This is a genomic window from Candidatus Lokiarchaeum ossiferum, from assembly GCA_025839675.1.
Lineage (GTDB): Archaea > Asgardarchaeota > Lokiarchaeia > Sigyniarchaeales > Promethearchaeaceae > Lokiarchaeum > Lokiarchaeum ossiferum.
Genome location: CP104013.1, coordinates 3,183,670 through 3,198,749 on the forward strand (window position 1 = coordinate 3,183,670; position 15,080 = coordinate 3,198,749).

The following is a 15,080-nucleotide window of genomic DNA, read 5'->3' on the forward strand; positions in this document are numbered from 1 at the left end:
AACTACTTTTTACCTGAAGATCGTATGTAATCATCAATACGAATAAATATTATTGCTAATTCCGTTGCAAGAGAAAAAATCTGCTTTTTTATTATCATCGGTTCAATAATGCCGTGATCGACTGCATTAATTATTTCTCCTGTATAAGCATCATAACCCATATATTGATTTTTGCCGTAATTAGTTTGAGATCTAAGTGTAGTAATAATATCCAAGGGATCTTTTCCAGAATTTTCCACAATTATCTTGGGAATAATCTCTAAGGAATCGGCAAATTGTTCAATAGCAATTTGTTCTTTTCCTCCAATTTTTTCACCATAAATAAGAATTCGTTTTCGTAACTCAATTTCTATTGATCCTGCACCACCAACTATTTTGGGTGTTTCGATTAAACTCTTCAATACAGAAAGACCATTTTTGATTGCACGTTCTGCATCATCAACAATAAGTTCAGTTCCCCCGCGAATTAAAAGAGTAACCGACTTGGCTTTATTACATCCTTCAATAAAGATCATATTATCCTGCCCGATTTTCTGCTCTGAAATCATCTGAGCATCCCCTAAATCATCCATGGTGATATTTTTAATTTGTGTAATTATCTTAGCTCCGGATGCACGGGCAATTTTTTTCATATCAGACTGTTTTATCCTTCGAACCGCAATAATACCACTTTTTGCAAGATAATGTTGAGCCATTTCATCTATTCCTTTTTGACAAAAAACAGCGGTTGCACCAGCATCTGAAATAGAATCGACGAGGTCTTTTAGCATAGATTCTTCTTTTTTTAGATATCCATCAATTTCTTCAGGAGAAGTAATCTGAATTTCGGAACTGAAATCGGTTTTAACAATCTCTAAAGCACCATCAATCAAGGCAATTTTAGCATTTTTTACGAGTTTAGGCATCATAGGGTTCACAATTTCTTTATCTACGATGATCCCTTCTATCATTTGGGAATTTATCAATCCTTCTCCTTCTTTTTTCACGATTTGAATATTATCCAAATCAATATAGGATTGATCGCCCCGAGTTTCTCGAATGTGGTCAATAGCATCAGCAATCATATTTGCAAATTCTATTTTTGAATCTTCCATAGATTTACTATTTAATGCTGTTATAGCTGCTTTTTGGAGGATGTTCTTATCAGATGTATTAACTGTAATTGAAATTTGGTCTAAAATATTCTTAGTTTCGTTGATAGCGTGAATGAAACCTTCATATATCAATGTTGGGGAAAGCTCCATTTCGATCATTTCTTGAACTCTAGCCATGAGATCACCAATAAATATTACCGCTGAACTGGCTCCATCCCCTGTATTTTTGTGTATGGTTTTAGATAAATCTACAATCATTTTGGCCGCTGGATTTTCTACACCCAATTCTTCCAAAATCTTAGCACCATCACCTGTCACAGTGACATCTCCGAGAGTATCGACCAACATTTTGTTTAATCCTTTTGGACCAAGAGTAGTCCTAATTGATTCCGCAATGGCTTTAATTGCTTCGATATTTGTAATTAATGCACTTTTTCCCTTAATTTGTTGTGAACCCTCACGTAATATCATTACTGGATTTCCTGATAAATTTGACATTTGAATCACTTTTTTTTTTAATTAGGAAGTCTAAGTCACTAAAAATTTTAAAATTTTTCAATAATTGTGAAAACAAAAATCGGTTTTTTTATAAATTGTTCTAGAGAGAAGAATAGTGTTCATATTGGAGATTATACAATGAATCTTTTCGTAATATTTTCTTCTTTCGAAATGATGCTTTCTTATACAAATATAGTAATAGGAATCATTCTTTTGATTAAACAAATTCATGATATAAGAAGAAATGTAATTTCTCGAATTCTTACATTTACAAAAACATACTTTCTTTTTATTTTGATAAATTGTTGTTTATCGATTTTTGATTCACTAATTTATCCAGAAAGGACGTTATATTATGTTTATATTTTGATATTTCTAGGTATTGGAAATATAATCTTTTATTTTAAGTTAAGACCAAAAAATATTCCAAATTTGCTTTTAAAAAAACCTGAATTGAAATCTTATCCAAGGGGAAAAGTGAGAATTGGAACAATTTTCCATGAACAAAAAATATTGAAGAAATTTAAACTTAACATTGAAGATATAAAGAGACATATTATTATCTATGGTCAAACAGGAACAGGAAAAACATGGTTTTTAAAAAATTTTCTATATCAATTTTCAAAAAATTTTCCAGAAATACCTTTTATGTTATTTGAATTTAAGGGAGAATATTCAGATTTATCAAGCACTATTTCGAATGTAGATATTATTCGTCCTGGAGAAAACTTTAAAATTAATTTATTTGATTGTGATATATTTCAGAAAGAGATATATGTTGAAATATTGTTTGATAGCTTAAAATCTTGTCAAATAATTGAAGGAAATGCGGATTTTTCCCCCCAAATGGAAAAAGTATTAGTCGATGTATTAAAAAAAGTATGTTTCGATTCAAAAAATCAATCATGGAATACATTATTTACTATTATGGACGAATATGCAGTTCAAAATGTACGAAACATCCCAATGTTAAATCAAACAATCATAAGTATAAAGAATAGATTACGTCGATATGCCTCAGGCACACTTTCATCTCTTTTCAATTTCAGTGAAGATTCTGATCATATATCTGATTTATTATCAAAGAATTGCGTTATTGATCTTGGCCATATACTTAAATTGGGAGGATCTAAAGAGGATGTAATTTTTTTTGCAAATCTAATTCTTAAATGGATTTGGGAATTTAATATGAAAAAAAATCCATCAGATAGCCTGAACCACATCACCATTTTTGAAGATGCTTCTTATATTGCTTCAAGAAAGCTTTTAGAAACCTCACACTTATCAACTTATTTAGAGGATATTGCACTACTTTTACGAGGTAAAGGAGAAGCGCTTATAACACTAACAACTACTTTGGATATTAGCAAAAACATCATTTTAAATTCTGGAACGAAATTTTTTTTTAAATTTAATGAAAATCCTGAAGATATTAATTATTTTATTGGATTAAAAAGTCAAGATCATATTGATATTAATGCCCTTAATATTGGTTTTTGTTTAGCAAAAATCGATTCTATTTCAGAGGTTTTTCTATTAAAAGGAGAAACTCTTAGAAATGATAAGAAGAGAATTAAAAGAAAGGAAAAAATAGTGACCCAAAGGAAGAACAATATTTCATGTAAAAAAAATAAAAAAAAAAAAGATTTCTCACAATTGGATGCAAATAACAAAGTTTTGAAATCTAAATCAAGAATTATAAATGAAGAATCTAATCATGAGGGGTGTGCAAATGAAATGCAAATAAATAAGGATGAAACTCACTTTTCACTAACTAAATTGATACAGCAGGCAGAAGAATTGTATTTGATTGAGAATTATAGGCAATCAACAGAAATACTTTCCATTGTACTCCATGATCTAAAAAAAAATTCAAAAAATTTCATAAATATAGACCATAATCCCGATATTATTAACGAAATAAATGATATCATTGATAAGAAAATTGAAAAAACATTGGAAAATGAAGTCCTTAGTTCCAATGAAATTTTAAACGTGTTAAATATAACAAAAAGGATAAATCAGAAATATTTTTTGAATAAAATAGAAGTTTCAAAGCCTTTGGAACAAAATCATCTCCCCTTATTAAACCAAAACCCCATGTTGAAAAAAAAAGTGGACATAATTCAAACAGAAAAGAAAATTAATAACCAGAGTTCTTCAGCTCCAGGAATCATGTTGTTTTATTTCAATATGATCACAGGACCAGAAAAATATTATGAGATCAATAAACTTAAACTGCCAGATCATATAGAACAAAAAATTGCAAAAAGTATGGACACGAATTCAGGAGAATTTTGCTTGGAAATTGAAGGTTACTTTTTTTATATAAATATTTTCAGCATAGAATCAATATGGGCGCGTGGAAAAGAAGAAATAATTCAATTAGTCATTTTTTATAATTTAACTGAATTTAATAAGAATTTTATGTTATCTCGACTAAAAAAAAAAACTCATTCTCTAATTAAAGCCCTAAAACAAAGAAAGACATTATTCTATGCATTTTATTTACTGGATCCCACCAAAATGCTTATTAAAGGTGAGGAAATTAAGAAAGAAAGCATTTTCATTAAGATGGAAGTAAAAAAAATATATAATCATTTCGTGTATCAGAATAATTCGAAACACAAAATTGAAGCCATTTTCAACAAAGAATATAGATTGGACAACATAGATTTCGAGTATTTTAATTCTATCATAGAAGAATTATTATTAATTGAAAAAAGCAACCCATCCTTCAATTCAAAATAATTTTAATCTAAATAATATATATATAACTTATGTTAATTGGAATTGTAGGAAAACCTTCTTCAGGGAAAAGTACCTTCTTAAATGCAGCATGTCTAACCAATGCGAAAACTGCGAATTATCCATTCACTACGATAAAACCTAATGTGGGTAAATCCGCTATTCGTGTGAAATGTGTTTGCAAAGAGTTTTCAGTTGATGATAATCCCAAAAATTCCCAATGCATCAATGGAGAACGTTTTATTCCAATTAAATTATTAGATGTTGCGGGATTGGTTCCAGATGCTCATTTAAATAAAGGAAGAGGAAATCAATTTCTATCCGATCTCTCGAGAGCAGATGTATTGATTCATGTAATTGATATATCTGGAAGTTTAAATGCTGAAGGACAAGATGTCAAAAAAGGAAGCCACAATCCAATGGATGATGTTTTATTTTTAGAAAAAGAAATCAATTATTGGTTTCGGGAGATCATTACTCGAAAAGATTGGGGAAAATTTGTTCGAAAAATCGAGCAAGAAAAATTATCGTTCCTTGAAATGTTATTAGAGAGATTATCAGGAATTTCTATCAAAAAAGAACATATTATCAAAGCTATGCAAGAACTAAACTTGGATTTTGAACATTTAACTATGTGGTCCGACGAAGATATCTTGAATTTTGCATCAAAACTACGGCAAGTATCAAAACCAATTTTGATCGTTGCCAACAAGATAGACACACCATATAGCGCAAAAATTTACGATAATTTAAAAACTCAGTTGAAACAAAGGATAATTCCATGCAGTGCATTGGCAGAATATTGGTTGAGGCAATTCGAACAACGTAATGTAATTGAATATTTGCCAGGAGACAATTCTTTTAAAATAACTAATCCTGATTTAATAACACCCACTGAGATAAAATCTTTGGAAGAAATTCAAAAAAAAATCCTTGACAAGTATGAGGGAACGGGAGTTCAGAAAGTTCTTAATTCTGCAGTTTTAGAAGTGCTAGATAATATTGTTGCTTATCCTGTTTATGATCTTCATAATTTTTCAGACAAAGACGGAAATGTTTTTCCAGATGCATATATTGTGCAAAACGGAACCAAACTAAAAGAGTTTGTGAATGATAAAATCCATTCAGATTTAGCCAAAAATTTTATTTATGGAATAAATGGGCGCACAAAAATGAGATTGGGGGAAAATTATGAATTACAAAATAATGACGTCATTAAAATAGTATCCGCAGCAAAATCAAAATGAAAAAAAATTAGTTGTTTTCTTTGGATGAAAGTCCGACATATACCAGTAAAAGAATGATTAATCCAGCACTGAATAATTGTAATATCAATTTATAATTATCCATAGACCAATTAGATAATTGCATAGGTAAAAAGACCATGAATTAAAAGAAAGATCGAATAAATAAAAAAAAATTGGTACAAAATTAAGCTAACATTCTGTAGAGCTAAAAAACTCGCAATAATAGCCAATAGAAATTTTATTACAAAAAGTTTATTACTAATTTAAAAAAAGAAATTTGAAAAATGCTAAAAGTGGACCTAGGGGAATTTGAATCCCCGACCCCCTGAGTGCAAGTCAGGTGCTCTACCAACTGAGCCATAGGCCCTATTGAAAATAAAATTAAAAATACAAAAATTATTACAGTTCTCTAAAGAGAAAAGTAGGGTCGTTATGACCCTACTTAATGGTGTGGAGGTGATCCAGCCGCAGGTTCCCCTACGGCTACCTTGTTACGACTTCTCCCTCCTCACGCAGCACAATTTTAAATCGACCCTGAGGACCAACTTTCAACTATACTGCACTCGGATGGAGCGACGGGCGGTGTGTGCAAGGAGCAGAGACGTATTCACCGTGCGATGATGACACACGATTACTAGGGATTCCACGTTCATGTCGGCGGGTTACAGCCGACAATCCCAACTGAGATATGGTTTCGAGATTGGCTTCTCTTTTCAGAGTCGCAACCCATTGTCCATACCATTGCAGCCCGCGTGTGGCCCGGGGGATTAGGGGCATACTGACCTGCCGTGGCCCACTCCTTCCTCCACCTATATGATGGCAGTCTGCTTAGTGTTCCCAACAAACCCGTAGGCTCTTGGTGGTAACTAAGCATGTGGGTCTCGTTCGTTGCCTGACTTAACAGGATACCTCACGGCACGAACTGGCGACGGCCATGCACCTCCGCTCAGCTTGTCTGGTAAGGTCGTCAACCTGACCTTCATTCTGCTGTCGCCCCCGGTAAGTTTCCCGGCGTTGAGTCCAATTGAACCGCAGGCTTCACCCCTTGTGGTGCTCCCCCGCCAATTCCTTTAAGTTTCACTCTTGCGAGCGTACTTCCCAGGCGGCGCGCTTAACAGTTTCCCTACGGCACTGAAACGGCTCATAGCCCTTCCAACACCCAGCACGCATCGTTTACGGCCAGGACTACCGGGGTATCTAATCCCGTTCGCTCCCCTGGCTTTCGTCCCTCACCGTCAGGCGTGTTCCAGCTTGGCGCCTTCGCCACTGGTGGTCCCCCGAGGATTATCGCATTTCACCGCTACCCCCGGAGTACCCCAAGCCTTTCCCACCCTCTAGTAAGATAGTATTCCTAGCTGACTGATAGTTAAGCTACCAGATTTAACCAGGAACTGTTCAAACCGGCTACGGACACTTTAAGCCCAATAAAATTCCCGACCACTTGAAGAGCTGGTTTTACCGCGGCGGCTGGCACCAGCCTTGCCCTCTCCTTTCTCATAGGGTTATTTACACACCTATAACAGCTAAAAGTTGTTCTCTTAGCACTCCGGGTAACCTTATCACACTGACGTGCATTGTAAAGGTTTCGCGCCTGCTGCGCCTCGTAAGGCCTGGATCATTGTCTCAGTATCCATCTCAGGGCTACCGCTCTCACGGCCCTTATCGATCATAGGCTTGGTGAGCCATTACCTCACCAACTACCATAATCGAAAGCGATCCTATCCTTCAGCGAACATCCCGCAATTGGGAATATCTTTCGATGGAAAACCCTCTCAGGCAGTTCCAACTATGGAGAATTAGCCTCAGTTTCCCGAGGTTATGCTCCACTGAAGGGTAAGTTGATCACTTGTTACTGAGCAGTTCGCCATGGAACAAGCTGTTCCATTCGACTTGCATGGCTTAGTCTTACCCGGATAGCAGTCGGATCTGGCAGGATCAACCAGAGTTATTAATTCGTTCTCGATCCTTCCAAATGTTAAATTATCTCGCTATCGTTATAAACTTAAGTTTAAGAATTGGCAGGTTAACTCAGAGAGTTTACCTGCCCGTTGCTTCGTTGTAACTACATCGGTCCCCCTACTGTGTAAAAGGACTTCATATGTTTTCCCAAGTCGATGGAAAGGAGTGTTTCATATCAATGGCTATGCCGTGATCCACACTCACGCCGATAAAGACATGGGTTAGGTATAATCAATTAAATCGATTACAAAATATACAATGAAGATGATAATTTAAACATATCGAAACTTCATTCTAAAAATCTGAATTTGAATCTTCCCTAATAAATTTTAACATTTCGAGAAAAAAGGGGATCTCTTCCAGCCTCCACTATTTTATTTAAATTTTTCTGATTGTTATTTTTTTTGGGAAGAGAAAATCAAATATAAATTTAATTCTACTATTTTAATTGAATTGCAATTAACTTTCGATTTTTGTTTTAAAAATTTTTGAAGTATTTTAAAAATAAAAAAGGGGAGTAATAATAAACCAGTATCGGTGATATAAAATAAAGCTCCTTGAACAAGTAAAACTTAACTTAGATAAAATCAAAAACACTAAGGGGGTAGAGAATGTTGTACTAACCCAACGAGATGGCAATCCTATCCAACATTCTGGAATTTGGCTCTCCAAAGATGAAATCTTCAGCATTTCTGCAGCCACTTCAGCAATATTTAATTGTGGAATTCATCTTCATGACGACAATCTGAAATATATTTTAATAGAGGGAAAGAAAGCTAAGGTACTGCTTTCTCCTTTGATGAATTATGGAGGTGAAACATTAAGGAAAATTATTGAAGCTCAAGGACTTCAGGGAAATAATAATGAATTTTTTCTCGCAATTACGACACAACAGATGATAAACCTAGGAAGTATATTTCTAAAAACTCGGAACAACATTATAGACATAAAAAAGTCATTGATTTTATCCGGAGAATCTTTTATCCCCCCTCTTAGACATTTTTCTGAAAAGAAAATTAATGATATGTTTGATTCAATTGATGTTAAGGAAAATTTATCATACAATGATTCAATTGCTTATTTTTCATTCAATATTTCTAAAGAATTGAATCAAAACTTGACTAATGTCTTAAAAGAATTTTCAAATCATACATTGGATCTAATTGATGCATTTATTACTTATGAAGGAGGATTTGTAATTGCTGAAAAAATCAATCCAAATATTATGGAATTGATGGATATTGATGCAAAAGCCACAATGAGTTATTCTTTATTTTCGACGGCAGACAAATGTGCATGGCTTTTGAAAAAAATGCATATAGAATCGATTTTGTTAGAATGCAAGGAATGTTTTCAATTTATAAATAAAGTTGGCAATGGGATCTTTTCTACAACTATTGCTAAAGGTCGACAAAAATTGGGATTACTAAGATTAATCATACCGAGATATTGTAAAAAAATTGTGGGGATTCTCCAAAATATTAATCTCGAAAGTAATTCAGCTAAAATTCCATCATTTCAAGATCTTTTTTCAGAATTAATTATTTAAAAGGAGAGAATATTGATTGAACATAATTGAAATATTGTCATCTTCAAACATTGAAGAGGTGTCCTTAATTTTTCAAAGCTTATTAAATCGCACTCCAATTTTAATAATAGGTTCAGATGAGTTTATCGTAGAAGAACTGATTAATTCCCTAACTAGTTTCATGCCTTTTAGAAATATATTGATATTTTTTGATGATTTTATTCATAATGACGATTATCAGGCACTGATTGAAAATGAAGAAGTTGATATTGAAACAGAAAGAAATCTTTTTATTTCCTTTCCCAATTCTGTTAACAAGGTCATTAATCTCACTGAAATCTTTTTTTCATGGATAGTTGGATGCACTGATAATGAAAGAAATCGAAAAGTAAATGAAATAATATGGAATAAATTCTATATCAATCATGATTTTTTTTTAAAAATAGATATCACAGACAATAAAATAAAGGCAGAAGTGATAGGTAGGAAATTTCACCCATTAGATTTAACATTTGAAAGATGGTTATTTCAGAATGCAATAAATCGAACTGAAATTTCCATAGAAAAAATGAAAAGAGTGATTGCAAAAAGCTATAAAAAAAGCAAGATTTCAGAAGCTGATTTAGAAGAACTTATGGATTTTTCGTTTGAAGAATTAGAGTTAAAAGAAAATATCTTAAAAAAAGAGATCATTAATTTTTTCCAGGCATGTAAAAGAACTTTTAGTGTGCTAAATAGATTAAAAAATATAGAATCTTTCGGTTTCTCTACTAAAATTTCAACAAGGACAATTTATTCAACAATAGCCTATAAGTTTTCTTCTATTGGGAGAATTTTAGAATTTATTGAAAAAAATTGGAAAATAAATTTTTTTACACTTCTTGATGCGAAAAAGACATCAAATTTTACTGATACATTTGAAAGTTTATGGGGATAAAAATGATTGTTAACTATAATGAAAAAAAAATTCAAATCAAAATCGTTTATTATGGCTGTGCCCTCTCAGGAAAAACAACCAGTCTAAAAAGTTTATTTTCAGGCTATGGTAGAAATGATTTGTTAACTTCGATTGAAACTACAACTGGACGTACACTTTTCTTCGATTTTGGAACACTTCAAATTAAAGGAGGAGAATGGACAGTAAAAATTTCACTCTACTCAGCCACAGGTCAAGATTTTTATGCTTCAACTAGACCCGCCACATTATCTGGAGCAGATGGAATAGTATTTATCATAGATTCACAAAAGAAATATCTATCGGATAATATTTCTTCATGGAATGAATTGAACAGATATTATCAAAACAGTCTAAATAATATGCCCTTAATTGTTTGTTTAAATAAGCAGGATCTCCCAGAATTATTGGATACGGATGTAATAATTAAAAATCTTAACCTAAATAGCTACAATAAAGTAGAAATAATTAAAACGATTGCATCAAGGGCAGAAGATGTGCTTCAAGCTTTTAAAAGGATGTTAGCTCAAATATTTCCGAAAATAACTATCAAGAGTTGAACTTCTATTAAAATCCTCACTGATTTTTTTGATTTTTATTCGTTCTCAATTATTTTCTATAATATTGAGATTTCATTTCAAAAAATAATTGTTTATACAATAATTCTTATCCTTTTGTCCTTTCTAATATCAATTACAGAGGGATTTACTGGAAAAGTCGTTATTTTTCTAATTTTTATGGTGTTGGGCAGTTATTTTTTTTTGGAAATCGAAAAAATTAAAAATTTTAGAATTTTCCTAAGGATTTTAACTGAAAATAGCTTCTTTTTTAGTTTTCAAGATTTTTTTTTAATGAGAATGACTATTATTGATTTTTATCTACAATTCACAAAATTTATTGTTCTTTTCTTGTCAATTTTGAATGTCTCTCTCATTTTTTTAGAAATTATTTGAGAATAAGTGATCAACTCCTCAAAACTAATCCCTTAATAAATCAAATTTTCTTGGGTCTTAACACCCATCCAATTGTGCATGAATTAGTGATCTTACGGCTGCTCCATCCCTGGCCTGACCGATTTTGATCTCTAAGCAGATTTCTCTTTCCCTACAGAAAAAGATTCAACCTAATCCATCTCAAAAAGCAAGTGCATCATTGACAAGTAAGATAATCTTTTTTATTAAAGTTATAATTCTTTAAAGTTTTCTAAGTCCGCTATAGGCACGGCTCCACTCAATATAGAGTTTCAAGGAATTGCCTAGATTCCCACGATCTAGTAACAGAATTTATGGATATTAAAAAAATTTTCCAAAAAATTTTTGATTTATCTAATTTTATCCTATTAAGGCGATTTGACTTTGGTAAAATTTCTGAATTAATTTTGTTTCTAATTCAGATTTTGATAATAGTACCATTTTTTTTAACTTAAATAGAACAGTTTTGGTATTCAATTTTTGTATATCACAATTTTTTTCAAGAATGACGATTAGTATCCTCATACGGGAATAAAATTTTATTAAAAAATTTGAAAAATCCTTTAAATTTAGTTTTTCTTGAATTAAAATTACACTTTGAAGGGAAGGAATACAGATTTCTCCATCTCCCTCTTGATTAAATTGAATTTCTTTAGATATCAATATCTTTTTTGTTTTCTCGAGTAATGATTCGTTAATTCTGGAAAGTATTGAACCATCAGTCTGATTTGGGATATATTCAGAATTTATGAAAGAATTCTCGAAATATGATAGAGATTGAAGCATTAAATCACAATTTTCTATTTTTCTAATATGATTGGTTGTATTTTTTATAAGATTTAGGAATGTGCGTATACTCAAGTTCTTTTTTTTTAATTGTATATCAATTTCATGAGATTGAACCATTTGGGTAAATTTTTGAATAGATTCAGGATCAGATGTTTTTAATATCAATATTGGATTAATTTTCGTTTTAATGGTAAATTTGAAAGTTAGAAAAGCATCTATATTTAATGATTCTAGAAGATCCAAGAAAAAAACTAAATTCGAGTTGGAAAAATTTAGTTTAGTAAATTGAAATATTGCAAAAGATATTTTTTTTGAATTTTCTTGATTAAATAATATAAAGGTAGAATCACCGTATGCAATTTTACAATTTCTACTTAATTTCTGAAAATTTTCAATTTGCAAGAAAAAATTCTTTTCCAGTTCCTTATTTTCAAGAATACATAAATCTTTATTTTCAAAGTCGCACTTTAAAAGAGTTTTAATATTTCTATGGGTTTCAAACACTTCTTTTTTATTTTTACCATCAATATGGAAAAATAATACAATTCTTGATGGATTTAAATATAATTTTACCGAGAGAGATGTTTTAACTTGAAATTTCTGAAATGTTTTAAAGATCACTTTCAATCCAGATAAATTTTTAATTATAACCCCTCGATATGAACTTACTCTTTTTGAATATTCATAGTATAAAATATCATTATTAATAAGAAAACTATCAATTGCGATTTTCTCCTTCCTTAATAACACATACTTTAATTTCGAGTTTATTTTTAAATGACTTCAAATTTCTCAATTTTCTTAAAATTTACTTTCACTTTACTCTCAAGCTTCTAGAACCAATCATTCAATCAATAGAATAGTATTATCATTCAAGAAGTTTGAAACTTAGGACAATCCATTAAAAATTACAGAATAATTCATCATTTGAGGATTATTTATGAACAATACATATAAAATTGAGAATTATAAAATCTGTCCTGAATGTCATGGAAGTGTTATTAAAAATCTCCACGAGAATGTTTGTGTCGAATGTGGGTTAATAATAAACGATTTACAATTGATGGATAGTTACCAATATAACGAAATAAAGAATACTGATTTATCTGCAGGAGATCAATTCGTTTCAATAGGAAAGACGATCGACAATGTTTGCACTTTAGGTAGCCATATAGGATATTACTCAAGTAATTCTTTTTTTGATCACAGAAATATGATATTACCTTCTGCTCAACAAAAAAAGTTTCGTAAATTAAAAAAACAATATTCTTTACCGATTAAAATAAAAAATCATGAAACAGATTATAGAATACTTGGCATTTTAAACAGAATAACTCAGTATATGAATTTATCAGATAATGTTAAAAATCGTAGTGCCTATTTTTATCAATCCATAAAAAAAAAAGCAACCAACATTAGAAATCATGTATCATTAATCGCATTTTGTATATATTATTCATCTCGAGAATTTTCACAGAATGCTCCAATCAGTATTAAAGAAATTTGTAAGGTTTTTACAATTATGGGCCATAGAATCAATCCAAAATTAATTATTAGAGATAGCATCACCTATAAATGCTTTATTATGAAAAATGAAAAAATAAATCGACCTCATAAAAGTGAAGACTATATTAATAGGTTTGTAAATTCAATAGTTAATTCTTCTGAAATATGTGTTCGGATGAAGAAAAAAGGGATTTCATGGACAAAGGAAGAATATAAAAGAAAATTAGAAACAAAATGCAACTCAACACTTAAATTACTCGATCTGAATGTTCGAAGAGCAAGAAATCCATTTATTTTAGCGGGAGCAGTAATATATTGTGCTGATAAATTGATTGCAAAAGAAAATAATACAAAAACAATTTTAACCCAAAAATCAGCGTCAAATGCAATGGAAATAGCAGAATATTCAATTAGAGATCATTACGTGAAGATTCTAAAGCCCATTTTTTTCCCTTAACACCCTATCAATGAGTGATTTATAAAATCTATAATTTTTAGAGATTTTTTTTGTCCCAGTTTCGCCTCTTTGCAAAGAACAGGTACGTAATACAGATTTCTTCCCATATATGGATATTTTTGGTCTTTTTTGAATTCATTAACAAAAACTTCACCTTTCCAGTTCAGCCAACTATGATTTTTCTTTTTTGAGTAATTTAAATAAACTTTAGATAAATCTTGAGAGCGTTTTTTTATTATTTGACTAGGTAGCTGCTTTAATTTTTTTGCATCAGTATTAGGTCTAACCGTATATTTTGAAATATTTAAAACTTGAGGTTGCCACTCAGAAATGAATTCTTTTGTTTTTTGATAATCATTTTCTTGTTCAGTAGGATAACCGACAATAATATCTGTTCCGAAAGAAAAGAGTGGATCAAATTTTTGAAATTCTTTAATAATCGAATCTACTTGTTCGATTGAATAATGCCGACGCATATTTGATAAAACCATATTACTTGCAGATTGGATAGGGATATGAAGAAACCGATAAAACCTAGGATCATTAAAAATTTCTTTAAATTCAGTTAAGTTATTTATTAGATAATCAGGATTCAACATACCCAAACGTATCAGAAATTCTCCTTCGATTTTAGTTATGGCATTCAATAAATCATGCAACTTCTTTCCTTCAAACTTGTAATTACCCAAATCTTGACTTGTAAAGAAAAACTCTTTTACTCCAGAAAAAGCTAACTTGGAAACTTGAGCAACAATATTGTCAAAATTGAATGAAACTAAATTGCCTCTTGCGTTGGTTGTGCAACAATAAGTACAATGGTTATTGCATCCTTCAGAAATTTGAATAATTGCGGATTTTTTACCGTAGGATGAAAAATCGATATCGAGACATGATTTATCTCGCATGGGAGTAAATTTTTGGTCGATTTTTTCTGAATTTCCACCATTCTTAATAATATCAACAATATTTCCTATTTTATGCGGATGCAATATGAATCCTTTTGGTTTAATTAATTCAGTTATTAGATTTTCAACTTTTAAATCAATCAAAGGTAAACATCCTGTTATAATAAAACTCTTATCTGGATAAGTAGATACTAATTTTCTTATTTCAGAGATAATTTTTATTTCAGTAGAATGCTTTACGGCGCAAGTATTAATTATCACATAATCAGAATTTTCGAGAGTTTCTTTATAAAAATGATGATCATTCATAATTTGTGCAATTTTTAATGAATCTCCAGCATTAAAAGTACAACCATAAGTATGGATACAATAAGAACTAGTTTGTGTAGAGCTCAAAAGTTTCACTTTCATTTGTAAATTCAA

The 15,080-nt window shown here is 31.0% G+C and carries 10 protein-coding genes, 1 tRNA gene, 1 rRNA gene and 1 pseudogene; 7 read left to right on the plus strand and 6 right to left on the minus strand.

Features of this window, described 5'->3' with window-relative positions; all coding sequences use genetic code 11:
* Positions 1-2 precede the first annotated feature (2 nt).
* Positions 3-1,592 (minus strand): thermosome subunit beta, encoded by a 1,590-nt coding sequence (gene thsB / locus NEF87_RS13520; protein WP_457916220.1) that lies wholly within the window; start codon positions 1,590-1,592, stop codon positions 3-5.
* 477 nt (positions 1,593-2,069) lie between these two features.
* Here thsB and NEF87_RS13525 point away from each other — a divergent pair, with 477 nt between their 5' ends.
* Both NEF87_RS13525 and NEF87_RS13530 read left to right on the plus strand, forming a co-directional pair.
* Positions 2,070-4,343: an ATP-binding protein gene (locus NEF87_RS13525; protein WP_457916221.1), complete on the plus strand. Its 2,274-nt coding sequence runs from the start codon at positions 2,070-2,072 to the stop codon at positions 4,341-4,343.
* A 29-nt stretch (positions 4,344-4,372) separates the two neighbouring features.
* Positions 4,373-5,587 carry a redox-regulated ATPase YchF gene (locus tag NEF87_RS13530; RefSeq protein WP_457916222.1) on the plus strand — a complete coding sequence of 405 codons (1,215 nt, stop codon included), beginning with the start codon at positions 4,373-4,375 and terminating at the stop codon, positions 5,585-5,587.
* A 7-nt stretch (positions 5,588-5,594) separates the two neighbouring features.
* Here NEF87_RS13530 and NEF87_RS13535 read toward each other — a convergent pair whose 3' ends face one another.
* From NEF87_RS13535 to NEF87_RS13545, 3 genes are all read right to left on the minus strand, one after another.
* Positions 5,595-5,726, minus strand: coding sequence for a hypothetical protein (locus NEF87_RS13535; RefSeq protein ID WP_457916223.1), 132 nt, complete (start codon positions 5,724-5,726; stop codon positions 5,595-5,597).
* Between the two features lie 155 nt (positions 5,727-5,881).
* A tRNA-Ala gene (locus NEF87_RS13540) sits at positions 5,882-5,954 on the minus strand.
* 84 nt (positions 5,955-6,038) lie between these two features.
* Positions 6,039-7,533, minus strand: a 16S ribosomal RNA gene (locus tag NEF87_RS13545).
* 560 nt (positions 7,534-8,093) lie between these two features.
* Here NEF87_RS13545 and NEF87_RS13550 point away from each other — a divergent pair.
* The 4 genes and pseudogenes from NEF87_RS13550 to NEF87_RS13565 all read left to right on the plus strand — a co-directional run.
* Positions 8,094-8,336: pseudogene (locus tag NEF87_RS13550) on the plus strand (roadblock/LC7 domain-containing protein); the annotation flags it as partial.
* Positions 8,337-8,345: 9 nt separating this feature from the next.
* Entirely contained in the window at positions 8,346-9,095 is a 750-nt protein-coding gene (locus NEF87_RS13555) for a hypothetical protein (RefSeq protein ID WP_457916224.1), read from the plus strand.
* A gap of 16 nt (positions 9,096-9,111) precedes the next feature.
* On the plus strand, positions 9,112-10,011 hold the full coding sequence (locus tag NEF87_RS13560) for a hypothetical protein (protein ID WP_457916225.1): 900 nt from the start codon (positions 9,112-9,114) through the stop codon (positions 10,009-10,011).
* 2 nt (positions 10,012-10,013) lie between these two features.
* A complete protein-coding gene (locus NEF87_RS13565) occupies positions 10,014-10,589 on the plus strand; it encodes a GTP-binding protein (RefSeq protein WP_371801961.1) in 576 nt (191 codons plus the stop codon).
* Between the two features lie 771 nt (positions 10,590-11,360).
* Here NEF87_RS13565 and NEF87_RS13570 read toward each other — a convergent pair.
* Complete coding sequence (locus NEF87_RS13570; protein WP_457916226.1) at positions 11,361-11,786, minus strand: hypothetical protein; 426 nt, start codon at positions 11,784-11,786, stop codon at positions 11,361-11,363.
* Positions 11,787-12,729: 943 nt separating this feature from the next.
* Here NEF87_RS13570 and NEF87_RS13575 point away from each other — a divergent pair.
* Complete coding sequence (locus NEF87_RS13575; RefSeq protein ID WP_457916227.1) at positions 12,730-13,752, plus strand: hypothetical protein; 1,023 nt, start codon at positions 12,730-12,732, stop codon at positions 13,750-13,752.
* Here the strand turns inward: NEF87_RS13575 and NEF87_RS13580 are convergent.
* Complete coding sequence (locus tag NEF87_RS13580) at positions 13,749-15,053, minus strand: MiaB/RimO family radical SAM methylthiotransferase (protein WP_457916228.1); 1,305 nt, start codon at positions 15,051-15,053, stop codon at positions 13,749-13,751. The genes NEF87_RS13575 and NEF87_RS13580 overlap by 4 nt on opposite strands.
* Positions 15,054-15,080: the final 27 nt, after the last annotated feature.